Below are 23,109 nucleotides of genomic sequence, written 5' to 3'. Positions count from 1 at the left end.
AAGCATGACCGCACGACTCGCAGGACTGACCAGGACCACCGTGGCCGCCATCTGCGCCATGGTGGTCCTCGTCGCCGGCGGCACCACGGCCGCGATCGCGACGACATCGGCCGCGCCAGCCGGCGCCGTCGTCACCGGGACCATCTTCGATCCGAGCGGCTATCCGCTCTCCGGCATCACGATCCGGCTCTTCCGGGACGGACCGGACGAAGGCACCCTGGTCGACACCACGAGGACCAACGACGCCGGCCGCTACCGCTTCAACGGTGTCCAGGGCGCGAGCGGCGACTCGTACCGGATCGCGGGCACCGACGAGTCCGGGGCACACGTCTCCTTGGAGTCGACGTTCGACCTGACCGGCACGACGACGACGCGCAACGCGACGATGCGGCTCGCCGGCTTCATCCAGGGCAAGGTCTCCACCAAGATCGGCACGGCTCCGGCCCAACGAGCCACCAGGGCCTCCGTCTCGGCTGAGTCCGAGGACGCGGCCGAGGGCGCCCAGGTCTCGTCCAAGGGCACGTTCCGCATGGGCAACCTGCCGGCGGGGACCTACACCCTGACGTTCCTCGACAGCGCCTTCGCGTACCAGTGCTACGACAACATCCGCGCGCCGTTCCACGGGAGCTGCACCCGCTCGACCAAGGTCACCGTCGTCGCGGGCCGGACCACGACGATCAACCCCCAGGTGCTCAGCCACCCCAACAGCAAGGTCAGCGGCACGGTGACCGACACCGCCGGCGCCCCGTTGAGCGGCATCCAGGTCGCGGTCTACACCGACACGAACCGCTACATCGACGACGCGACCACGAAGGCCGATGGCACGTGGGCCGTGACCAGCGTCGACTGGGCCGGCAAGGTCAAGGTCGTGGCCCGGACCAGCTCCGCACAGCCCTACCGCACGACCTGGTACAAGAACGCGGTCGACTTCGCCCACGGCACGGCGATCGCCGTGAAGGACGGCTCGACCATCACCGGCATCAAGATCGCGCTGCCGGCGAAGTGAGCCGAGCGGGGCCCGGTCCGACCAGGCGGCTCTCAGCAGCCGCTGCGCGTCAGGCCGGGCCGCGCTCCGCTCGTGACCTCGACGAACGTCACGGTGTCGGTGGGGGCGATGGCATCCGGCGCGGCGTTGAAGAGGAAGCCGATCCAGCCGGCGCCCTCGCTGACGAACAGTCCGGTCTGGCCGAGACCGGCCGCCTCCGGTGCCACCTCGCCGAGAACCCCCTGCACGCTCTCGTAGGTGCTGCCGACGCCGAGTCCTGAGCGCGTACGCGGGCCCGCGCCGCGGATGCCGATCGCCGACACCGAGCCGTCGTCGTTGGTGCGTACGTCGAGCTGGTCGTTGTAGCCGGCCTTCCACACCAGGTCGTCCGTACGGTTGCAGGCCGGGACCGACACGTCAGCGTCGAAGTAGCCCGTGGCGTACGCGTCCTGCTTGCTCATGCCGACGCGCACCGGCCCGACGGCACCGGGGATGATGCGCAGTGCGCCGACCGGAGCGAGCGGGAGCTTGGGCGGCTCCGAGGTCTTGGTGCCTCCACCGGTGCCCGGAGGCGGGTTCGCGGTCTTGTCCGACTTGGGCTTGTCGGTCTTCTTGGTCGTCGCCGTCGCCGACGGGGTTGCCCGCGGATCCGCCGTGGAGTCGGACTTGAGCTGGTGCGCCACCACGCCGGTGCCCACACCGCCGACCATGCTGATCGCCACGATGCCGGCTGCGATCTGTTGCTTCATGCGTGCCTCCACGCTGCTGGCGCCCCGGACGGGACACACCTCGGAGACAGAGATGCCGGGGAGCCGTCAGAAGTTGCCTTCATGGACCCCCAGCCTCTCCCGCACGAAGCCCCGTGCCGTGTGGATGCGGGCCTTGACCGTGCCGAGAGGTGTCTGGGTGAGCACGGCGATCTCGTCGTACGGCAGCGCGCCCACGTCACGCAGGACGAAGGCCTCGGCCGTGGCGGGGTGCGCCTGCTCGAGCGCCTCGATGGCGTCGAGCAGGTCGATCCGGCTGCCCGCGATGACGCTCGTGGTGCGCGGGTCGGGGCTGACCGGCAGCTCGTCGACCGAGCGTTCGGCGAACCGGCGCTTCAACGTGCGATAGGTCTGGCGTGCCGAGTTCGACGCGATCACCGTGACCCAGCCCATGAACGAACCGGTGCCGGTGTAGTCGCGCAGGTGCGTGGCGATCGACAGCAAGGCGTCCTGGGCGGCTTCCTCGGCGTCCAGGGTGTGCGGCAGCAAGCGCGCGCAGCGGCTCACGACGCGGGGCCGGATCGCTGCGAGGAGCTCTTCCATCGCCGGTGCGTCCCCAGCGCGCGCACGGGCGATCAGCTCCTCGTCGACGTCCATGCCCCCGACGATACTGATACGGGTTGTCGCGCATACTGAGCGTGATGAAACAGATCGGACGCTACCGCCTCGACGAGGTCGAGGGGTTCGGTGCTTTCGCCACGGTCTGGCGGGGGTTCGACGTCGAGCTCGAGACCCCGGTCGCGGTCAAGGTGCTCGCCGAGAACTGGGCCCACCATGCCGACGTACGCGAACGCTTCCTCGCCGAGGCGCGCCTGCTCCGGCAGATCCACGACCCGCGCGTCGTGCGCGTGCACGACATCGGGACACACGAGGACCGGCCGTTCTTCGTCATGGACTACGTCTCGGGTGGCACGGTCGCCGACCGGGTGAAGCCGCCCGGATCGACCGAGGACGCCCTGCGGCTCGCGGTCGAGTGTGCGCGTGCGGTCCAGGTGCTGCACGACGAGGGAATGCTGCATCGCGACGTCAAGCCGAGCAACCTCCTGATCGCTGAGGACGGCCGAGTGCTCGTCGCCGATCTGGGCAGCGCCAAGCGCCTCGCGGAGGCGAGCGGGGTCACGGTCACGACCGGCACGCCGGCCTACATGGCCCCCGAGCAGGCCCGCGGCGCACCGGTGGGCCCACGGTCGGACGTCTACTCGCTGGGCGCCGTGACGTACGAGCTCCTGTCGGGCCGGCCGCCCTATGACGTGTCCGATCCCGGCACGCTCCTGCACCGGTCCAACGACAGCCGCCCGGCGCCGCTCGCCAGCTCCGGCACGGTGCCGCGCAACCTCGACCATCTCCTGGCGTCGTCGCTCGCGACCCGACCGGACGACCGGCCCGAGTCAGCTGCTGCGTTCGCGGACACGCTCGAGCAGATCGCCGGCGGCGCCAAGGTGCGTCACGTGCGACGCGTACGTCGCGAGGTCTCGCCCGGGCTCGCCATCACGCTGGCGGTCCTGGTGTTCGCGGCGTCGGCCGCGGCCACGTGGTTCCTGATCGGCTGAGTCAGAACGTCTCGCCGGTCAGCTGCTCGTAGGCCTGGACGTAGCGCTCACGGGTCTTCTCGACGATCTCGGCCGGCAGCGCAGGAGGCTGCTGGTTGCTCGCGCGGTCCCAGCCGCTCTCGGGCGAGGTCATCCAGTCGCGGACGAACTGCTTGTCGTACGACGGCTGCGGCCGTCCGGGCTGCCACGAGTCGGCGGGCCAGAAGCGCGAGGAGTCCGGGGTCAGCACCTCGTCGGCGAGGACGATCGTGCCGTCAGGGCGCGCGCCGAACTCGAGCTTGGTGTCGGCCAGGATGATGCCGCGTTCGCGGGCGATCTCCTCGGCCCGGGCGTAGACCGCGAGCGTCAGCACACGCAGCGCCTCGGCGCTCTCGGCACCGATCGTCTCGGTGATCTGTGCGAACGACACGTTCTCGTCGTGCTCGCCCAGCTCGGCCTTGGTCGCCGGGGTGAAGATCGGCTCGGGCAGCCGCGAGGCGTCGACGAGCCCCGCCGGCAACGGCACGCCGCACACCTCGCCGGTCGAGCTGTAGTCGCTCAGGCCGGAGCCGGTGAGGTAGCCGCGGGCGACGCACTCGACCGGGAACATCTCGAGCTTCTCGACGATCAGGGCCCGCCCGCGTACGCGCTCGGGCACCGCCGTGGACACGACGTGGTTGGGGACGATGTCGCTGAGCTGGTCGAACCACCACAGCGACATCCGCGTGAGGATCTCGCCCTTGTCGGGGATGCCCGGCGTCAGCAGGAAGTCGTAGGCCGAGATGCGGTCGGACGCGACCATCAGCAGATGGCCGTCCTGCACCTCGTACAGGTCACGCACCTTGCCTGAGTGCAGGTGGCGGGCTCCGGGGATGTCGAGTGGCACAGGCTCAGACTAGTGGCGCGGCTGCAGATCCACGCCGGGCCGTCGCATGATGGGCAGGTGACCGGACGGACCGACACCGCCTCGCGACGGATCAACGCCACACCCGAGGCCCTCTACCGCGCCCTGACCGACGCCGCGGCTCGCGTCAGGTGGCTCCCACCGGCAGGCATGAGCGCCCGGATGGAGCGGTACGACCTGAAGGTCGGCGGCGGCTATCGCATGGTGCTGACGTACGACGATCCGGCCGGCGGGGCCGGCAAGAGCACCGCCGACTCGGACGTCGTCGAGGCCACGTTCGTCGAGCTCGCCGACGGAGAGCGCGTGGTCGAGGCGATCGAGTTCGAGTCCGACGACCCGGCGTTCGCGGGGACCATGACGATGACGTGGCAGCTCGCGCCACTGGCCTCCGGCGTGGAGGTCAGCATCGTGGCCTCGGGCGTACCCACCGGCATCTCCCCCATCGACCACGCGACGGGCATGCAGTCGTCGCTGGCCAACCTCGCCGCGTTCGTCGAGTCAGCCTGATCCCGGCTCGTCACGCAGGAGACGCTGTTGCCCCACGGTCCACAGCTTGGACGTCGCCCAGAAGATCAGCACGCCGACCGCCAGCACGAGGCTGACCACAGCCATGGCGATGAGCAGCACGTAGAGCATGACTGGCTGCTTCTGCTCGACCACACCGAGCGGCGCGACGGTTGGCGGCAGCAGCGTCGCTTCCTGACGCTGGGCGATGACGTGGGCGACGCACATGACCGCGATCAGCACCACGACCACGACCGTGGTCTCGCTCTGCGAGCTGCCGACCAGCGTGTCGACGATCCTCGCTCCGGCGACCTTGGCCTGCGAGAGAGACCACGCGTCGCCGTCGCTCAGGAAGCCTCTCCGGAAGGATTCACCCGGCGCCGCATGCTTGTCGACCGCGTCGATCATCCGGGCCAGCACGACGAGGACCAGGCCCAGCAGCAGGAGGGGGACCAGCGAGAGCAGCGGCCTGAACCCCACGGCCCTGACGAGCTTCATCTGCTCGCGCGCGAGCAGCTCACGGTCGTGCCCGTACGTCTGCTCCAACGCCTTGATCTGCGGCTCGAGCTTGCGCAGCTCTCGTCGCATGCGGAGCTGCTGGACGTACAACGGCAGGACGAGAATGCGGACCGTGACGGCGGTGCCGACGATGGCCAGGGCCCAGGCCCAACCGGGACCGGCTCCGAGCACGCCGTCGAAGATCTCGTGCCACGCCACCAACGGGGCGGAGACGACGTAGTCGAACGGCGTGAGGACGGCACCCAGGAAGTCGGACATGGCGCCCTTCCGCGAGAACTACAGGATCGAACCTGGAGTGTAGGCCGCGGCTTCGGGGTTTGCGGCCAGAATCTGCTCGATGCGTGCCACGACCGCCTGCACCTGGCTCACCGCGGCCCCGGTGAAGTCGATCGGCGATGCGACGAGGCTGGCGAGGTCGGCCTCGGACAGCCCGAGCCGCTCGTCGGCGGCGAGACGGGCGAACAGGTCGTTCTCGGCGGCACCCTTCTCGCGCATCTCGAGGGCGACCGCGACGGCGTGCTGCTTGACCGCGTCGTACGCCGTCTCGCGCCCGTGGCCGCTGCGGACGGAGGCCATGAGCACCTTGGTCGTGGAGAGGAAGGGCAGATAGCGGTCGAGCTCGCGCTGGATGACCGCCGGGAAGACGCCGAACTCGTCGAGCACCGTCAGGAACGTCTCGAACAGCCCGTCCGCGGCATAGAACGCGTCAGGCAGGGCGACCCGGCGGACGACCGAGCACGACACGTCGCCCTCGTTCCACTGGTCGCCGGCGAGCTCGCCGACCATCGAGGCGTAACCGCGGAGGATCACTGCGAGGCCGTTGACCCGCTCGCACGAACGGGTGTTCATCTTGTGCGGCATCGCGCTCGAGCCGACCTGGCCGGGGCGGAAGCCCTCGGTGACCGTCTCGTTGCCGGCCATGAGCCGGATCGTCGTGGCGAGGTTGGACGGCGCGGAGACGAGCTGCACCAGCGCCGTGACGACGTCGTAGTCGAGCGATCGCGGGTAGACCTGGCCGACGCTCGTCAGCACCTTGTCGAAGCCGAGGTGGCGGGCGACGCGCACCTCGAGCTCGGCGAGCTTGGCCTCGTCGCCGCCGAGCAGGTCGAGCTGGTCCTGGCTCGTGCCGACGGGGCCCTTGATGCCGCGCAGCGGATAGCGCGCGATCAGGTCGTCGAGCCGGTCGATCGCGACCATGAGCTCGTCGGCGACCGTGGCGAAGCGTTTGCCGAGGGTCGTGGCCTGCGCCGCGACGTTGTGGCTGCGGCCGGCCATGACGAGCTCGGCGTGCTCCGTGGCGAGCCGGCCCAGGCGGCCGAGGGTGGCGATCGTACGGTCGCGCATCAGCTCGAGCGACGCCTTGATCTGCAGCTGCTCGACGTTCTCGGTGAGGTCGCGCGAGGTCATGCCCTTGTGGATGTGCTCGGTGCCGGCCAGGGCTGCGAACTCCTCGATGCGGGCCTTGACGTCGTGCCGGGTGACCTTCTCGCGCGCGGCGATCGAGGCGAGGTCGACCCGGTCGATGACCGACTCGTACGACTCGATGACACCGTCGGGCGTCTCGACCCCGAGGTCCTTCTGGGCCTTGAGCACCGCGATCCAGAGCCGGCGTTCGAGCACGATCTTGTGCTCCGGCGACCAGATCCGCGCCACCTCGGGCGAGGCGTAGCGGCTGGCCAGGACGTTCGGTGTGGTCACAGCTCTATTGTCCCCTGCTCCGCCGCGAGGGCGATGTCGGTCCGGTGGTGGGCGCCGCGGATGCTGATGAGGCCGACGCCTTCGTACGCCTTGCGGCGGGCCTCGGCGAGATCGGCGCCGACCGCCGTGACCGACAGGACGCGGCCGCCGGCCGTCACGATCGTGCCGTCGCGCAGCGCGGTGCCGGCATGGATGACGTCGACACCGTCGAGCTCGGCGACGCTGTCGAGTCCTTCGATCGGGTCGCCCGTGGTGGGCGACTCGGGATAGCCCTCGGAGGCCACGACGACCGTCACCGACGAGTCGGTCGACCACTGCGGCAGGCCGACCTCGGCGAGGCCACCGGTCGCGGCGCCGTGCAGCAGTGCCGACAGAGGGGTGCGCAGCAGCGCCAGGATCGACTGGGTCTCAGGATCGCCGAACCGGGCGTTGAACTCGATGACCCGCACGCCCCGGCTGGTCAGCGCCAGCCCGGCGTAGAGCAGGCCCTGGAACGGGGTCCCACGACGGGCCATCTCCTGCACCGTCGGCACCAGGACCCGGCGGGACACCTCCGCGACCAGGTCGTCGGGCGCCCACGGCAGCGGCGTGTAGGCGCCCATGCCGCCGGTGTTGGGTCCTTCGTCGCCGTCGAGCGCGCGCTTGAAGTCCTGCGCCGGCTGCAACGGCAGCACGGTCTCGCCATCCGTGATCGCGAACAGTGACACCTCGGGGCCGTCGAGGAACTCCTCGATGACGACCCGGTCGCAGGCCGCGGCGTGGTCGATCGCGGCCTGCCGATCGGTCGTGACGACAACGCCCTTGCCCGCGGCCAGCGCATCGTCCTTGACGACGTAGGGCGGGCCGAACGAGTCGAGTGCCGCCGCGACCTGGTCGGCGGTCTCGCACACGTGCGCGAGAGCGGTCGGCACCTCGGCGCCGGCCATGACCTGCTTGGCGAACGCCTTGGAGCCCTCGAGCTGGGCAGCAGCCTTGGAGGGGCCGAAGCAGGCGATGCCTGCCTCGCGCACGGCATCGGCGACGCCCGCGACCAGGGGAGCCTCGGGACCGATGACGACGAGGTCCGCGCCGAGCTCGGTGGCGAGCGCAGCGACCTCTGCTCCGCTCATCGGGTTGACGTCGTGCAGGGTCGCGACGTCCGCGATGCCGGGGTTGCCCGGGGCGGCGTGCACCTCGGTGACCTGCGGGTCGCGGGACAGTGCGAGGGCCAGGGCGTGCTCGCGGCCGCCGGTGCCGATGACAAGCGTCTTCACGGGTGAAGCCTCACTGTTGGTCTGGTCAGAGCAGGTCGTGGCGGACGATGGTCTGCTCGCGGTCCGGGCCGACGCCGATCGTCGAGATCCGGGCGCCCGAGATCTTCTCGAGCTCCAGCACGTACGTCTGGGCGGCCTGCGGCAGGTCCTCGAACGTACGAGCCCCGGAGATGTCCTCGTGCCAGCCCTCGAAGAACTCGTAGACCGGCTTGGCGTGGTGGAACCCGGTCTGCGTCATCGGCATCTCGTCGACGCGCTCGCCGTCGACGTCGTACGCGACGCACACCGGGATGCGGTCCCAGCCGGTCAGGACGTCGAGCTTGGTGAGGACGAAGTCGGTGACGCCGTTGATGCGGGCGGCGTAACGCGCGATCGGGGCGTCGTACCAGCCGCAGCGCCGGGGCCGGCCGGTCGTCGTGCCGAACTCGGCGCCGTTCTTGCGCAGCTGCTCGCCGTCGTCGTCGAACAGCTCGGTGGGGAACGGGCCCTCACCGACGCGCGTGGCGTACGCCTTGACGATGCCGATGACGCGGGTGATCTCGGTCGGCGCGATGCCCGAGCCGGTGCACGCGCCGCCGGTCGTCGCCGACGACGAGGTCACGAAGGGGTAGGTGCCGTGGTCGACGTCGAGCAGGGTCGCCTGACCGGCCTCGAGCAGCACGGTCTTGTCGGCGGCGAGCGCCTCGTGCAGCAGCAGCGGCGTGTCGGCCATCATCGGGCGGAGCCGGTCGACGTACGACAGCAGCTCCTCGACGATCTCGTCGACCTCGACGGCACGACGGTTGTAGATCTTGGTGAGGATCTGGTTCTTGAGCTCGAGGGCACCCTCGACCTTCTGGCGCAGGATCTTCTCGTCGAACAGGTCCTGGACGCGGATGCCGAGGCGGTTCATCTTGTCGGCGTACGTCGGCCCGATTCCGCGACCCGTCGTGCCGATCTTGCGGCTGCCGAGGAAGCGCTCGGCGACCTTGTCCATCGTGCGGTTGTAGTCGGCGATGACGTGCGCGTTGGAGCTGATGACGAGCTTGGAGGTGTCGATGCCACGCTCGTTGAGTCCGTCGATCTCCTCGAACAGCACCTTGAGGTCGACCACGACGCCGTTGCCGATGACCGGCACGCAGCCTGGGCTCAGGATGCCGCTGGGCAGGAGGTGGAGGGCGTACTTCTGGTCGCCGATCACGACCGTGTGGCCGGCGTTGTTGCCACCGTTGAACTTCACGACATAGTCGACGCGGCTGCCGAGGATGTCCGTGGCCTTGCCTTTGCCTTCGTCGCCCCACTGGGCGCCGACGATCACGACTGCGGGCATGGGATTGCACCCCTCACACATGCGACAAGCCCCGGTCTCGCGGGGCTCTTACCGAGGCAGTCTAGCCGAAATCGGCAGGGCGGGGGCGGCTCAGTTGGCCTGACGGGCGCGGTAGGCCGCCACGGCCGCACGGTTGCCGCAGGTCGTGCTGCAGAAGCGCCGCGACCTGTTGCGTGAGAGGTCGAGCACGACCGCTTCGCAGGTGGCGTCGGCACAGATGTCGAGCCGTGACATCTCGTCGGCGCGGATCACGTCGATCATCGCCATCGCGGTCTCCACCAGCATCCGGACGTGGAGGGGGCGGTCGTCCTCGACGGCGTGCAGGTGCCAGTCAGTCTCACCATGGCGTACGAGCTGGGGGACCGCCTTGGCGTCCGAGAGGATCTGGTTGACGATCACGACCGCGTCGTCGCGCGAGCTCGTCATGAGATCGCGGAGACGCGGCAGGACACTGCGCACGTCGTCGAGCTCCGCCTGGTCGCCGACGAGGCGCCCGGTGTAGTTGAACTCGGCGAAGAACGCCGCCAGCTCCCCGGTCGTCGTCATGGTGACGGGCGGCTCGGCGGAGTTCACCAGTCTCACGGCGGCCACGAGCGCCATCTCCGTGTCATCAGTGAAGACCATGTTGACACCTTACATCGCGGGTCGTAGTGTCATGTGTCATGACCAGTTTGGCCCATGACACGACGCGCATGCCACTCTCCCGTCGCACGTCCGGGATCGGCCTCGCGGTGCTGGCTGCGAGCTTCTTCGCACTGTCCGGGCCGCTGGCCAAGGCCATGATCGACTCGGGCTGGACCGCGGGCTCGGCCGTCACGGTCCGGGTCCTGGTCGCCGGCGTCGTGCTGATCGTCCCGGCCCTGGTCGTGCTGCGTGGTCGGTGGTCCCTCGTACGCCGCAACGCCGGCCTGATCGTCGCGTACGGCCTGATCGCCGTCGCCGGGTGCCAGCTGGCGTACTTCAACGCGGTCGACCACATGCAGGTCGGCGTCGCGATCCTCATCGAGTTCACCGCCCCCGTCGCCGTGATCGGCTGGATGTGGTTCCGGCACGGGCAACGGCCGAGCCGCCTCACGATCACCGGGGCCGTGCTCGCGATCGGCGGGCTCATGCTGGTCCTCGACCTGGTCTCCGGGGCCGACATCGACCCGATCGGCATGCTCTGGGCCCTCGGCGCCATGGCGGGAGCGGCCTTCTACTGGATCATCTCGGCCGACGAGGACAACGGGCTCCCGGGCATCGTGCTCGCAGCCGGTGGCCTGCTGTTCGGCGGCGGCGCACTCCTGCTCGCCGGACTCGTCGGCATCGTGCCGTTCGCCACGTCGCGGGCGGACGTCACGCTCGCGGGCTCGGCCTGGCCGTGGTGGCTCCCGGTGGCGACGCTCGGCATCGTCACCGCCGGCCTGGCGTACGTGTTGGGCATCGCCGCGACGCGGCGGCTCGGCTCGCGCCTGGCCTCGTTCGTCGGGCTGACCGAAGCGGTGGCCAGCGTCCTGTTCGCCTGGCTGTTGCTGGACGAGGCGCCGCGGGCGATCCAGTTCGCCGGGGGTCTCCTGATCCTGCTCGGCGTCATCGCCGTACGCCTCGGCGAGCCCGCGACTGAGCATGCCCCGGAGGACGTGGCGCCGTAGGGTTGCGGTCTCATGACCTCATTCCTCGCGATCGCCAACGCCGATGCCGGCACCGCCGACGAGCAGGTGATCGAAGACGTCATGGACGCACTGGGCGACCTCGACGTCGAGCTGGTCACCACGTCGTCGCCTGAGGACCTCGCCGCGGCACTGACCGACCACCCGACGGTCGACGGCGTCGTGGTGCTTGGCGGCGACGGCAGCCTGCACGCCGTCGTCGACGCCCTGAGAACGGCCGGCCGCCTCGCCGACGTCGTCATCGGGCTCGTGCCACTTGGCACCGGCAACGACTTCGCCGCGACGCTCGGCCTGGCGGACGACCCGGTCGAGGCCGCACAGGTCATCACTGCCGGACGGACCCGCGGCATCGACCTGATCATCGACGGCCGGGACGAGGTCGTGGTCAACGCCGCGCACATCGGCATCGGCGCCGAGGCAGCCAAGGCGGCCCGGCCGTGGAAGAAGGCGCTCGGGCCGGTCGGCTACGTCATCGGCGCGGTGCTCACGGGCGCACGCGGACTGACCCAGCCCGGCGCCCACCTCCGCATCACGGTCGACGGCACGCCGCTGACCCGCAAGGAGCCCGTGATCCAGGTGGCCGTCGGCAACGGCGGCTACGTCGGCGGTGGCACGGCGCTGCTACCTGAGGCGGACCCGTCCGACGGCAGGCTCGACGTCGCGGTCTCCTACACCGAGTCGCCGCGGCGCCGCATCGCGTACGCCTGGCACGTCCGCCGAGGCGACCATCATCGTCGCGACGACGTCGTCTATCTCCGCGGGACCGAGGTCGAGGTGCGCGGCGACGCGCTGGCCTGCACCAGCGACGGCGAGCTCACCGGCCCGAGTGCCGAGCACTCCTGGCGCATCGAGCCCGCCGCGCTGACGATGTACGTTCCCTAGCCCTTGGGCGCCACGAGCTCCGCGTACGCCTCGGGGCTCGACTCGTGCAGGAACTCGCGACAGCGGTGGGCCTCACCCGTGTCGCCGAACCGCTCGGACGCGTCCGCGAGCGCGACGAGCGAGCGCAGGAACGCCCGGTTGGGCTCGTGGTTCCACGGCAGCGGGCCGTGGCCCTTCCAGCCGTTGCGGCGCAGCAGGTCGAGCGAGCGGTGGTAGCCGGTACGCGCGAAGGCATAGCCCTCGAGGTCGAGTCCGTCGGCGAGAGCCAGCTCCGCGAGCGTGACCCAGGCGAGCGCCGAGTCCGGGTGCGTGGCGGCGACGTTCTTGGGGTCGTCGCCCTCGGCCAGGGACGCTGCGCCCGGGTCCTCGGGCAGCAGGGTTGCGGGCGGTTCACCGAACAAGTTGGTCATGCCGTCATCCTCGCACCCGGCCGGTGACGTCACGTCGTGGCGTCACCGGGACGTGATGGGGAAGGCAGGGTACGACACGCCGTTGTGGTCGAACCCGATCAACGTCGTCGGCGGTCGTCCGCCCCTGCCGGCATCGACCGCTGGGACATAGAACCCGAGCGACCCGTTCGTGGCGACCTTCTCGGCTCCGACGCGGAGGTCGATCCGATCGAGAGTCGGGTCGACGGCGTAGACCAGGTAGGGCAGCTGACCGAGGTCGGAGGACACCCATGCTGCGGCAATCGGCAGAGTCTCGGCCGTTCGCTGCGGATGCTGCCCAAGTACGACGGCCGTCGTGCGTACGACCTGGTGCACATCAGGTCCGGTCAGCCCCACGGCCACCGCTTCTGATGAACGGTCATGGCCGAAGCCGATGCTCACCGCACTGGCCCGCCGGTCCCCGTCGGGGGTGCCTCGAAGGGTCGCCGACCCGAGAGACGTGATCGTCACGCCGTCCGCAGCGCTGATGCTGAACGCCTGCGTGCCGTCGTCGCCGTCCATGACGGAGTCGACCACCGCACGGAATGCTGCGGCTGTGGTGGCGGAGTCAGCCGGACTCGCGAGTTGTCTCCAGAGCTTCTCCTCCGCGCTGGCGCCGCCTGTGGACCGTGCCAACAGGCTGGAACCGCCCGGGCCGAGGCCCATCCAGACCTGGCCCACGAACGTCCCGTCGTCCTGGCCCGGGAGTCGCACGACGAGCGGTCCGTTGGCCGGGATGCCGGGCGTCCACAACGGATCGGTGAGGTCGGCGGTGAAGAGCTTGGGCTCGTTGGGGCTGCCGTCCGGGGCGTCACCGGGATCGACCTCACGTGGCAACGAGATCACCTCCGCCTTGTCGTCGGCGAACTGACCGGCAGCGGCAAGGTAGAGACCGCTGCCGAGGTCGATGAGCGGCACCTCCGTCGTGTAGGAGATCTCGAAGCCGACGGTGTCCCGGACGTCCCATTCGCCACCCTTCGGACGGATCATCGTGGCCACCAGCCGGTGGGAGGACAGCACCACGACGTCATGCATCTTGTGTCGCTCTTGACCGGTCTGCGAGAGCTTCTCACCGCTCATGCGACCGGCGTACAGGACGTCGATCCGGTCGTCAGGGCGAGAGTCCTCACGCTCGCCCGTGCGCTGCGTCGCGTCACGCCAGGCCTCGGCGGCGCCCTCGGTCAGCGTCTCGTCGTCGATCAGGGCGCCCCGCGAGGGGTAGGAACGACTGTCAGACCGCTCGACGGTCTGCTTCTCGCCGTCGTCGCCGCCTCTACCGAGAAGGACGACACCGGCGATGACGACCACGACGACCGCAGCAACGATGGCCGCGGCCCTCCCCCGAGAGATGCGCATGGTCCAAGATCCTAGGCGCACCTCCCGGAAGGGAGTCGATCAGCAGGCGACGCAGTCCTCCAGCTCGCGGTCGACCGCGACCGGGACGAGCTCGGGCACGGGCCGGCGGAAGCCGACCACCGCGAGCGTGCTCAGCACGCCGACCACGGTCAGCCCGACGATGACCTGGATCGCCGTCGTCATGCCCGGCAGCAGCTCGTCAGGCTTGGCGACGGTGTCCCCGGCACCGATCACGGCGGAGATCACCGCGAGCATCACGGCACCACCGATCTGCAGGCTGGTGTTGACCAGGCCCGAGGCCAGGCCCTGCTCGTGATCGGCGACGCCGGCCGTGGCCTGCGAGTTGATCGACGGGAAGCACAGCGCGAAGCCGAGCCCGAGCAGCAGCATCGTGGGGAGCAGGAAGTTGGTGTACGCCATGCCGGGCGACACCCGGAGGAACAGCGCGTAGCCGATCGCGAACGACGTCAGCCCGGCGGCGATCACAAGACGCGTGTCGAAGCGTTGCAGCACCGAGCCCATCTTGACGACGCTCGCGACGACGAGGATGCCGGCCGGCAGGAAGCCGAGGGCCATGGCCAGCGGCGACCAGCCGAGGGCGTTCTGCAGGTAGAGCGTCACGACGAACTGGAACGACACGTACGCACCGAACATCACGGCGCCGGCCAGGTTGGCGTGGACGACGCGGGCCGAGCGCAGGATCCCGAGGCGTACGAGCGGGTGGTCGTGCCGCAGCTCGACGGCGACGAACAGCGCAGCCAGCGCGACAGCCGCAGCGAGCAGGCCGAGAGTCGCGACGCTGGTCCACCCTCGGGCCGGCGCCTCGACGACGGCGTACACGAGGATCAGCAGGGCTGCCGTGCTGGTGAACGCGCCGACGAGGTCGAAGTGCTTGAGCGACGAGGCCTGGCGCTCGGCACGCGGGACGACCTTGAGGCCGGCGAACAGCAGCAGCAACGCCGCCGGGCCGGGCAGCAGGAACGTCATGCGCCAGCCGAGCTCGGTGAGCAGCCCGCCGAAGACGAGGCCCATCGAGAAGCCACTGGCCCCGCAGACGGTGTAGATGCTGAGCGCCCGGTTGCGGGCCGGACCCTCAGCGAACGTCGTCGTGATGATCGACAGGCCGGCCGGCACGGTGAACGCGGCGGCGACGCCCTTGACGAAGCGCAGGGCGATCAGCGCCAGGTCGTTGCTGAGGAACGCGCTGACGACCGAGGCGATGCCGAACGCGCCGACGGCGAACAGGAACACCGATCGCCGGCCGAGCAGGTCGGCCGAACGGCCGCCGAGGAGGAGCAGGCCGCCATAGCCGAGGACGTACCCGGAGACGATCCATTGCAGCGCCGACGGCGACATGTGGAGGTCCTCGCCGATCGACGGGAGGGCCACGCCGACCATCGAGATGTCGAGGCCGTCCAGGAAGAGCGCACCGGCGAGGACGACGAGGAGCACCCAGGTGCGGCTCGACCATCCGGTGCCCTCGGTGACATGGAGTGTTGAGGAGTCAGGCTTGGTGCCTGTCAGGACTGAGGTCATGCCTCACAGTCTTATGCAGGTGCATCTAATGCGCAAGCAACTAATGCATGAACATCTTATGCGGACGCGGTGATATCCTTCACACGTGTCGAAGGTGTCCGATGAGAAGCTCGCCCAGTCGTGGCACGACCTGATGGGTCGCTACAACCAGCTGAGCTGCCGGCTCGACCGTGAGCTGGGTGCACAGCACGACTTGACGTCGAGCGAGTTCGAGGTCCTGCAGGTGCTGCACAACGCCGGCGAGAAGGTCCGCATGGCGTTCCTCGCCGAGCAGGTGCACCTCAGCCAGAGTGCGTTGTCACGCCTCGTGAGCCGGCTGGAGAAGGACGGACTGGTGTGCCGCAACACGTGCACCGACGATCGCCGCGCCCAATGGACCGAGATCACCCCCGCGGGCCGGGAGCGCTACGAAGCAGCCCGGCCCACGCATCGCAAGATCCTGCGCGAGGAGGCCGGAGACTGCACACAGCTCGCGGCCGGCGTGCTGCTGCCCGCCGACCGCTGAGCCTGCGTCAGAGCTTGGTGCCTGCGCTGCGGAGGTTGGCGCACGCCTCGGCGACGCGCGACGCCATGCCGGCCTCGGCGGCCTTGCCCCAGGCGCGCGGGTCGTACGCCTTCTTGTTGCCGACCTCGCCGTCGACCTTGAGCACGCCGTCGTAGTTGTTGAACATGTGCCCGGCGACCGGACGCGTGAACGCGTACTGCGTGTCGGTGTCGACGTTCATCTTCACGACGCCGTAGTCGACCGCGGCCGAGATCTCCTCGGGCAGCGAGCCGGATCCACCGTGGAACACGAGGTCGAAGGGGTGGTCCTTGCCGTACTTCTCGCCGACGACCTGCTGCGCCTTCTCGAGCACCTCGGGGCGCAGCTTGACGCCACCGGGCTTGTAGACGCCGTGCACGTTGCCGAACGTCAGCGCGGTCAGGTAGCGACCGTTCTCGCCGAGTCCCAACGCCTCCGCCGTGGCGAGCGCGTCCTCAGGCGTGGAGTAGAGCTTGTCGTCGATCGCACCGACGACACCGTCCTCCTCGCCGCCGACGACACCGATCTCGACCTCGAGGATGATGCCGGCGGCGTGGCAGCGTGCCAGCAGCTCCTTGGCGATCTCGAGGTTCTCCTCGAGCGGCACGGCCGAGCCGTCCCACATGTGGGACTGGAAGTAGGGCAGCCCACCGGACTTGACCCGCTCCTCGGACGCCGCGACAAGCGGGCGCACGAACCCGTCAAGCTTGTCCTTGGGGCAGTGGTCGGTGTGCAGCGCGACGTTGACGGGATAGTTCTTGGCGACCTCCTCGGCGTACGCGGCGAACGCCAGCGAGCCGGTGACCATGTTCTTGACGGTCGGGCCGGACCAGTAGTCGGCGCCACCGGTCGACACCTGGACGATGCCGTCGCTCTCGGCCTCCGCGAAGCCCGCGAGCGCCGCGTTGAGCGTCTGCGAGGACGAGACGTTGATGGCCGGGAACGCGAACGACTCGCGCTTGGCCTTGTCGAGCATCTCGGCGTAGACCTCGGGTGTGGCGACGGGCATGCGAATCTCCTGGGTGGCTGGCGAGGGGTGCGGAGACCAGTATCCCAGTCCGTCCTACTACTGGCGAGTCACCCCAGAGCCTTGACGGCGGCCCGGGCAGCGACCTGGATCGGGCTCCACACCGACGAGAACGGCGGGGCGTACGCGAGGTCGAGCATGACGATGTCGTCGATCGTCATCCCCGCGGCGAGCGCCGTCGCGGCGACGTCGATCCGCAGGGCCGAGTCCTCGCCACCGACGATCTGCGCGCCGAGCAGACGACGCGTCGCGCGGTCGGCGATCATCACGACCGTCATCATCTCGGGGTCGGGCATGTAGCCGGCGAAGTTCGTGGTCTCGATGCTGACGGCCACGGGATCGAACCCGACGTCTCGGGCCTGCCGCTCTCCCAGCCCTGTGCGGGACACCTCGAGCGCGCAGAACTTCGTGATCGCCGTGCCGACGACGCCGGGGAACGTCAACCGCGGTGTCGAGCCGAGCACGTCGGCGACGATGCTGTCCGCGGCGACCATGCCCTGCTTGTTGGCGTGGGTGCCGAGCGGGACGTGAATCAGGTCGCCCGTCAGCCGATCCTTCGTCACGACGCAGTCGCCGGCGGCCCAGACGTCGTCGAAGCCGGCGACCCGCTGGTGCTCGTCGACGACGATCCCGCCCTTGGCACCGAGCGGCAGCCCGGCTCCCGCCGCCAGCGCCGAACGGGCCGTGACGCCGAGACCGAGGACCACGAGGTCGGCCTCGATCGACTCGTCGGCCGTGTTCACGGCGCTGACCCGACCCTCGTCGTCGAGCGCGAACCCCGTGACGCCGGTGTCGGCGAGCAGGCGGATGCCGTGCTTGCGCATCGCGGCGGCGACCTGCTCGCCGAGGTGCGGCTCGATGATCGACAACGGCGTCGGCGACCGGTCGATGACGGTCGTGTCGAACCCGCGGGCCACGCACGCCTCGGCGATCTCAAGCCCGACGTAGCCGGAGCCGACGACCACGACCTTGTCCGGCCGCTTCGCCAGCCCGTCGATCAGCGCCTGCCCGTCGTCGAGCGTCTGCACGCCGTGGATGCCAGCGCCCTCGATGCCGGGGATGTCAGGGCGTACGGGCTCGGCACCGGTGGCGATGACCAGCCGGTCGTACGCCAGGTCGTCCGCGTCGCGGATCGACACCGTGCGGGCCACCGGGTCGATCGCCGTCGCATCGACCCCCATCCGTACGTCGATGCCGTTGTCGAGGTGCGCCTGGACGCTGCGCGCGACGAGCGCCTCGGGCGCTCGGACCTCGCCGGAGATCCAGTAGGGGATGCCGCACGCCGAGTACGAGGTCCAGCTCCCGCGCTCCAGGACGACGACCTCGTGCTCCTGGGGCAGTCGGCGACGCAGCGCGGACGCGACGGTCATACCGGCTGCATCTCCCCCGATGACGACCACCCGTTGAGTCATGGTGCGAGCCTAGAACCTCTTCTCGAACCAGTGGTCCGGGTAGGGGTTGTCGTTGTAGCGCGGGATCTCGACGTAGCCGGCTGCGCGGTACATCGCCAGCGCCTCGGCCAGCGAGCTGTTGGTGTCGAGCCGGACGACGCGATGGCCAAGCGCCATGGACTCCTCCTCGAGGCGCCGCAGGAGTCGCCCGGCCAGACCGAGGCCGCGCCACTCGCGATGCACCCACATGCGCTTGATCTCGCCGATGTCGTCCGACAGCGACTGCAGGCCGCCGCAGCCCACGACGGCGCCGTTGCTGACCGCGACGACGAACCGGCCGGTCTCACCGCCGAGAGACTGTTCGTCCGCGGCACCGGCTGCCACGTCGAAGCCGCCCTCGAACGTCTCGTCCAGCTCCTGGAAGTACGCAGCGACAGCGGTCCGTGCGTGCTCGGATGCCGGATCGACCAGGTCGAGGGAGACCGTCGCGGCGCGGATCAGGCGGTCGGCCTGGTCGAGGCTCTCCGCCAGGCGTACGCGCTGGCGATCCGACAAGGCGTCGACCAGACCGTGGGCGAGGGAGTCCGACCGGTCGTCGAGCTCCTGCTGCGCCGCCACCCCACGCTTCGTCAGCGTCGCGATGCGGCGGCGCGCATCGCCGGGATCTGGCGTGACTGCGATGAGGCCCTCGGACTCGAGCTGCCGCAGCAGACGGCTCAGGTAGCCGGAGTCGAGGTCCATCCGCTCGCGGAGCTCCCGGACGCTCGTGCCTCCGCCCCGGAGCTCGAACAGCAGCCGGGACGGTCCCAGTGGCCGGCCCGAGCCAAGGAAGGACTCGTCGAGCACGCCCACCCGCTGCGACCACGAGCGGTTGAACCGGCGGAGCGTCGCCACGGGATCGTCGACCATTGTCTGACCTTAGTCAGAGGTTTCTCACCGGTCAAGATCGGCATGTTGGCGGATCCACGCGTGCATCGCGATCGCGGCGGCCGCACCGGCGTTGATCGACCGGGTCGAGCCGAACTGCGCGATCGAGAGCGTACGCTCGCAGGCCGCCCTGGCCTCGTCGGAGAGCCCTGGCCCCTCCTGGCCGAACACCAGGACGCAGTCCCGCGGGAGCTCGGCGGTCTCGATCGGGGTCGAGTCGTGCACGTTGTCGATCCCGATCACGACGAGCCCGGCGGCGGCCGCCCACTCGGCGAGCTCCGCGACCGAGGCGTGATGACGTACGTGCTGGTAGCGGTCGGTCACCATGGCGCCGCGACGGTTCCACCGCTTCTTGCCGACGATGTGGACCTCGGCGGCCGCGAACGCGTTGGCGGTGCGGACGATCGAGCCGATGTTGAAGTCGTGCTGCCAGTTCTCGATCGCGACGTGGAACGGATGGCGGTGCAGGTCGAGGTCGGCGACGATCGCCTCGAGGGTCCAGTAGCGGTAGCGGTCGACGACGTTGCGCCGATCGCCCTCGCGCAGCAGCGCCTCGTCGTAGTGGTCACCGTCGGGCCGATCGCCCTCCCACGGTCCCACCCCGATGTCGGCCTCCGGCTCCGTCACGACGGCGACGCGATCCCGAACTCGTCGCGATAGGCCCGGATCGCCGGCAGGTGCTCCGCGTGCCGGCCGGACTCCTCGACGTACGAGACGATCTGGCCGAAGTCGATGATCGAGACGACCGGGACGCCGAAGTCACGCTCCACCTCCTGGATCGCCGACAGCTCTCCGGTGCCGCGCTCCTGGCGGTCGACCGCGACCATGACGCCGGCCACCTGTGCGCCCTCGGCGTCCACGATGTCCATGACCTCGCGGATCGCGGTGCCGGCCGTGATGACGTCGTCGATGATCAGCGCCCGACCCTGCAGCGGCGAGCCGACGATCAGGCCGCCCTCGCCGTGGTCCTTCGGCTCCTTGCGGTTGAAGCACCACGGCACGTCGCGGCCGAGCTGCTCCGAGAGCTGGACCGCGGTGGCGGAGGCGATCGGGATGCCCTTGTAGGCCGGGCCGAGCAGCACGTCGAACTCGACGCCGCTGCGATCGATCGCCGCGGCGTAGAACCGGCCCAGCGCAGCGAGCCGGGCGCCGGTGTTGAACAGGCCGGCGTTGAAGAAGTAGGGCGACGTGCGTCCCGACTTCAGCGTGAACTGACCGAACCGGAGCACCTCGTGCTCGAGGGAGAACTCGATGAACTCGCGCTGGTAGTCGTGCATGCGGCCAGCCTAGGGCGGACACGTCCTGGCGCGGTCAGTTGGTCGCGGTCGTCCGCTGCTTCTTGTCGTACGTCTTCACGAGCTCGCCGATCACGACGCTGCGGTTGTTGGTGTGGAACAGCTCGGAGCACGTGAGCATCGTGATGAGCCGCTCGGTCGGCTTCCTGTTGCGTGCCTTGGGGTCCGGGACGCGCCAGAGCGGCCACGGCGTCGTGAACGAGACCGTGATCGAGGTGCCGGAGTTGCGCAGCCGGTAGGTGTAGATGTCGCGCCGCGTCTCGACGACGACGAGATCGCCCTTCTTGAGCTTGGGGAACTTGCTGAACGGCTCGCCGTGCGTGACCCGGTGGCCCGCGATCGCGAAGTTGCCGATCTCGCCGGGCTTCTCGCTCTTGGTGTCCCAGCCGACGCCGCGCGCGAGGGCGCCCTTGTCGAAGCCCTTGACGATCGGCACCTCGTAGTCCTTGCCGAACCGCTTGACCCGCAGCATCGCGATGGCATCACCCTCGACGCCCTTGTCCCACTGCCGCAGCGTCTCGGCCTTGATCTGGGCCTGCTTGTGCTTGGCGACGATGTTGGAGCCGATGTACTGCCAGGCGAAGTAGCCCATGATCGCCAGGCCGCCCATCAGCAGGAGCACGCCGATCGCCGTGGCGACGCGGTGCCGAGTCCGACTCGGCTGGCGCTCCGGCGCGATCGTGGCAGTCATGCAGGAGATTGTGTCATCCCGCCGGTATGGCGATCGACCAAAGCCCGAAAACTCAGCAAACCGTCAGTCGAGGACGCGGCGTGCGGCGCCAGCGGATCAAGGGCAGCAGAGGCGTGCCGGGCAGCCGTGTGATCGTCCTCACAACGAGCCCTGGCGGCCGCGACCGGTGGTCGTCCTCGCCGAGGAGGCAGGGCCGGCTCTGTGGCCGGATCGGGAGGATCGGCGAGCCGGTCGTCGGCTCAGCCGCGCACGTGGCGCTCCTGGAATTGCAGGGCGACTGAGTCGATCCGGGCCTGATTCCGCTGGTCGGGGTCACCCCGCTCCAGCAGCTCGCCCGAGGGCTCGCCGTACGGCGCGGTGTCGATCCGGACCGACCACCGGGACTCGCCAAGGTCACCAAGGCCCGGTGGGTGGAAAGAATTGTTGATAATTCGATCAAAACCTCCACACGGTTGTCTTGCTGACGTAACATTATGACTGCAGGGTCAATGCGCATTCATGCTGTTGGCGCCTGTTGTCGCCCCACCGTTTCACCCCCCGAGAACGGTGGGGCGACTTATGTCCGGGCCCAGAAATGTCGAGAGCTCCGGTCGAGTGGTGAGCCATCCGTCTCTCCCGCTGGGACCGAGCGAAGCGCCGGCGAGTCGGGCCGTCCGGACTCAGTCCTCAACGCCCGTCATACCGCGTCCAGCGTCGCAGCGTCAGCCGTGCGGAACGACCGCGCGAACACCAGCACCAACGGGATCAGCACGAGCGGGATGACGAATGCCCAGCGCAGGTGGTCCGCCGAGGCGGCGGCCCCGATCAGCCCGCCGCCGAGGATCGCGCCCAGATAGTTGGCGATGTTCATCCGCGCAATCGCCACGTCGAGTGACTTCGCCGGCACCGCCCCGGCCAGCGCTGCGAACGACAGCGGCGCCAGGATCGCCAGGCCGAGGCCCGTCACGAAGAACCCGGCGATCGCCATCGCCGGCACCGCCGCCGTCACGACGACCGCGAGGCCCGCGACGCCGACCGACGTCCCGACCACGACGACCTTGGTGGCACCGGCCCTGCGGACGAGGAAGTCGCCGCCGAACCGCGAGATCAGCGCGCCTGCCTCGTACGCCCCGTACGCCAGCGGCGCCACGCTCTTGGTCGAGTCGAGCGCATCCTCGAGGTAGACGCTGCTCCACGTGAGGATTCCGGTGTCGGCGGCGTAGAAGAGGAGGATGACGAGGCCGAAGACCAGGATCGGCCGCCACGGCAGGTCGAGGCCCTTGGCCGACAAGCCGGGGTCGTGCTCCTGCGCCTCGATGAAGTGCGGTGCTGCGACGGCGACCGTGAGCCAGGTGACGACCGCGATGATGACGAGCGAGATCGCCAGCGGCAGGTCGACCTCGGCAGCTCCGGCGGCGAACAGCGCACCCGCGATGCCGGCGATCGACCACATGCCGTGGAAGTTCGCCATGATGCTGCGCCCGTAGGCCTGCTGGACGCGTACGCCCTGCATGTTCATGCCGGCGTCGACCGCGCCGACGCCGAGGCCGTAGACGACGAACGCGGCGATGACCAACGGCAGCGTCGGCGCGATCCCCACCAGCAGCGCGCCGAGGCCGATCGTCAGGAGGGCGAGCCGGTACGCCGCGGCGCTCGTGCGGCGCTCCGCGACCAGCCCGGCGATGACGCTGCCGACGCCGGACACCACGGCCACGAGCACCAGGATGCCCGTGAGGCCGCCGTCGCCGATGTCGAACTTGTCCTTGATCCGCGGCGCCTGCGTGACGATCGCCGCGAACACGAGGCCCTGCAGCGAGAACCCCGCAGCCACCGCGATGCGCGTACGACTGAGGCTCGTCACGTCGTCATCGTAGGGCCGCGAGGGGGTCGCCGACGCAGATCCACGAACCGCCACGACGGGCCCCGCACCGGTGCTATGTTGCGCCGACCGCGCGAC

At 69.7% G+C, this 23,109-nt stretch carries 24 protein-coding genes; 6 read left to right on the top strand and 18 right to left on the bottom strand.

Features of this window, described 5'->3' with window-relative positions; genetic code table 11:
• Positions 1-4 precede the first annotated feature (4 nt).
• Entirely contained in the window at positions 5-1,006 is a 1,002-nt protein-coding gene (locus ASC61_RS08935; RefSeq protein ID WP_056211092.1) for a carboxypeptidase regulatory-like domain-containing protein, read from the top strand.
• Positions 1,007-1,038: 32 nt separating this feature from the next.
• Here ASC61_RS08935 and ASC61_RS08930 read toward each other — a convergent pair whose 3' ends face one another.
• Positions 1,039-1,734: a hypothetical protein gene (locus tag ASC61_RS08930; protein WP_056211090.1), complete on the bottom strand. Its 696-nt coding sequence runs from the start codon at positions 1,732-1,734 to the stop codon at positions 1,039-1,041.
• 66 nt (positions 1,735-1,800) lie between these two features.
• Complete coding sequence (locus tag ASC61_RS08925; protein WP_056211088.1) at positions 1,801-2,349, bottom strand: RNA polymerase sigma factor; 549 nt, start codon at positions 2,347-2,349, stop codon at positions 1,801-1,803.
• 44 nt (positions 2,350-2,393) lie between these two features.
• Here ASC61_RS08925 and ASC61_RS08920 point away from each other — a divergent pair, with 44 nt between their 5' ends.
• Positions 2,394-3,302, top strand: a complete 909-nt coding sequence (locus ASC61_RS08920; RefSeq protein ID WP_056211086.1) for a serine/threonine-protein kinase — start codon at positions 2,394-2,396, stop codon at positions 3,300-3,302.
• A 1-nt stretch (position 3,303) separates the two neighbouring features.
• Here the strand turns inward: ASC61_RS08920 and ASC61_RS08915 are convergent, their stop codons facing one another.
• Positions 3,304-4,167: a phosphoribosylaminoimidazolesuccinocarboxamide synthase gene (locus ASC61_RS08915; RefSeq protein ID WP_056211084.1), complete on the bottom strand. Its 864-nt coding sequence runs from the start codon at positions 4,165-4,167 to the stop codon at positions 3,304-3,306.
• Positions 4,168-4,224: 57 nt separating this feature from the next.
• On the opposite strand from ASC61_RS08915, the gene ASC61_RS08910 reads away from it, so the two are divergent.
• Positions 4,225-4,692 carry an SRPBCC family protein gene (locus ASC61_RS08910; protein ID WP_056215490.1) on the top strand — a complete coding sequence of 156 codons (468 nt, stop codon included), beginning with the start codon at positions 4,225-4,227 and terminating at the stop codon, positions 4,690-4,692.
• Here the strand turns inward: ASC61_RS08910 and yidC are convergent.
• The 5 genes from yidC to ASC61_RS08885 all read right to left on the bottom strand — a co-directional run bounded on the left by yidC (position 4,684) and on the right by ASC61_RS08885 (position 10,092).
• Positions 4,684-5,466 carry a membrane protein insertase YidC gene (gene yidC, locus ASC61_RS08905; RefSeq protein ID WP_056211082.1) on the bottom strand — a complete coding sequence of 261 codons (783 nt, stop codon included), beginning with the start codon at positions 5,464-5,466 and terminating at the stop codon, positions 4,684-4,686. The two genes, ASC61_RS08910 and yidC, sit on opposite strands and share 9 nt — an antisense overlap.
• An 18-nt stretch (positions 5,467-5,484) precedes the next feature.
• Entirely contained in the window at positions 5,485-6,906 is a 1,422-nt protein-coding gene (gene purB, locus ASC61_RS08900) for an adenylosuccinate lyase (protein WP_056211081.1), read from the bottom strand.
• Positions 6,903-8,159 carry a phosphoribosylamine--glycine ligase gene (gene purD, locus ASC61_RS08895; protein ID WP_056211079.1) on the bottom strand — a complete coding sequence of 419 codons (1,257 nt, stop codon included), beginning with the start codon at positions 8,157-8,159 and terminating at the stop codon, positions 6,903-6,905. Before purD ends, purB begins: the two co-directional genes overlap by 4 nt.
• Positions 8,160-8,184: 25 nt before the next feature.
• Positions 8,185-9,468, bottom strand: coding sequence for an adenylosuccinate synthase (locus ASC61_RS08890; protein ID WP_056211077.1), 1,284 nt, complete (start codon positions 9,466-9,468; stop codon positions 8,185-8,187).
• A gap of 90 nt (positions 9,469-9,558) precedes the next feature.
• Positions 9,559-10,092: a CGNR zinc finger domain-containing protein gene (locus ASC61_RS08885; protein ID WP_056211075.1), complete on the bottom strand. Its 534-nt coding sequence runs from the start codon at positions 10,090-10,092 to the stop codon at positions 9,559-9,561.
• 68 nt (positions 10,093-10,160) lie between these two features.
• Here ASC61_RS08885 and ASC61_RS08880 point away from each other — a divergent pair, with 68 nt between their 5' ends.
• Positions 10,161-11,099, top strand: coding sequence for an EamA family transporter (locus tag ASC61_RS08880; RefSeq protein WP_056211073.1), 939 nt, complete (start codon positions 10,161-10,163; stop codon positions 11,097-11,099).
• A 12-nt stretch (positions 11,100-11,111) separates the two neighbouring features.
• A complete protein-coding gene (locus ASC61_RS08875; protein ID WP_056211071.1) occupies positions 11,112-11,999 on the top strand; it encodes a diacylglycerol/lipid kinase family protein in 888 nt (295 codons plus the stop codon).
• On the opposite strand, the gene ASC61_RS08870 is transcribed toward ASC61_RS08875, so the two are convergent.
• Genes ASC61_RS08870 through ASC61_RS08860 form a run of 3 tightly spaced genes read right to left on the bottom strand, consistent with a single transcriptional unit; the run spans position 11,996 to position 15,319 of the window.
• Complete coding sequence (locus tag ASC61_RS08870) at positions 11,996-12,409, bottom strand: DUF3151 domain-containing protein (RefSeq protein WP_056211068.1); 414 nt, start codon at positions 12,407-12,409, stop codon at positions 11,996-11,998. The genes ASC61_RS08875 and ASC61_RS08870 overlap by 4 nt on opposite strands.
• Positions 12,410-12,451: 42 nt before the next feature.
• Positions 12,452-13,783 carry a hypothetical protein gene (locus ASC61_RS08865; protein WP_056211066.1) on the bottom strand — a complete coding sequence of 444 codons (1,332 nt, stop codon included), beginning with the start codon at positions 13,781-13,783 and terminating at the stop codon, positions 12,452-12,454.
• Between the two features lie 39 nt (positions 13,784-13,822).
• A complete protein-coding gene (locus ASC61_RS08860) occupies positions 13,823-15,319 on the bottom strand; it encodes an MFS transporter (protein ID WP_056211064.1) in 1,497 nt (498 codons plus the stop codon).
• 85 nt (positions 15,320-15,404) lie between these two features.
• On the opposite strand from ASC61_RS08860, the gene ASC61_RS08855 reads away from it, so the two are divergent.
• Positions 15,405-15,824, top strand: a complete 420-nt coding sequence (locus ASC61_RS08855) for a MarR family winged helix-turn-helix transcriptional regulator (protein WP_056211062.1) — start codon at positions 15,405-15,407, stop codon at positions 15,822-15,824.
• 7 nt (positions 15,825-15,831) lie between these two features.
• On the opposite strand, the gene fbaA is transcribed toward ASC61_RS08855, so the two are convergent.
• The 7 genes from fbaA to ASC61_RS08815 form a co-directional block, all read right to left on the bottom strand.
• On the bottom strand, positions 15,832-16,857 hold the full coding sequence (fbaA, locus tag ASC61_RS08850) for a class II fructose-bisphosphate aldolase (protein ID WP_268750627.1): 1,026 nt from the start codon (positions 16,855-16,857) through the stop codon (positions 15,832-15,834).
• 62 nt (positions 16,858-16,919) lie between these two features.
• Positions 16,920-18,281, bottom strand: a complete 1,362-nt coding sequence (locus tag ASC61_RS08845) for an FAD-dependent oxidoreductase (RefSeq protein WP_056211058.1) — start codon at positions 18,279-18,281, stop codon at positions 16,920-16,922.
• Between the two features lie 9 nt (positions 18,282-18,290).
• Complete coding sequence (locus ASC61_RS08840; RefSeq protein ID WP_056211056.1) at positions 18,291-19,169, bottom strand: bifunctional helix-turn-helix transcriptional regulator/GNAT family N-acetyltransferase; 879 nt, start codon at positions 19,167-19,169, stop codon at positions 18,291-18,293.
• A 24-nt stretch (positions 19,170-19,193) separates the two neighbouring features.
• Positions 19,194-19,814: a TrmH family RNA methyltransferase gene (locus ASC61_RS08835; protein ID WP_056211054.1), complete on the bottom strand. Its 621-nt coding sequence runs from the start codon at positions 19,812-19,814 to the stop codon at positions 19,194-19,196.
• Entirely contained in the window at positions 19,811-20,464 is a 654-nt protein-coding gene (gene pyrE, locus ASC61_RS08830) for an orotate phosphoribosyltransferase (RefSeq protein WP_056211052.1), read from the bottom strand. The genes ASC61_RS08835 and pyrE overlap by 4 nt, the downstream gene beginning before the upstream one ends.
• Positions 20,465-20,498: 34 nt before the next feature.
• The gene (locus tag ASC61_RS08825; protein WP_056211050.1) at positions 20,499-21,173 is read right to left on the bottom strand and encodes a sortase domain-containing protein; all 675 of its coding nucleotides are present in this window, start codon (positions 21,171-21,173) and stop codon (positions 20,499-20,501) included.
• A 676-nt stretch (positions 21,174-21,849) separates the two neighbouring features.
• Complete coding sequence (locus tag ASC61_RS08815) at positions 21,850-23,013, bottom strand: MFS transporter (protein WP_056211046.1); 1,164 nt, start codon at positions 23,011-23,013, stop codon at positions 21,850-21,852.
• Between the last annotated feature and the right edge of the window lie 96 nt (positions 23,014-23,109).

The organism is Aeromicrobium sp. Root344 (genome assembly GCF_001425755.1).
Taxonomy (GTDB): Bacteria; Actinomycetota; Actinomycetes; order Propionibacteriales; family Nocardioidaceae; genus Aeromicrobium.
Note: the sequence above shows the minus strand (reverse complement) of the source record. Positions and strands in the feature narration are given on the sequence as shown.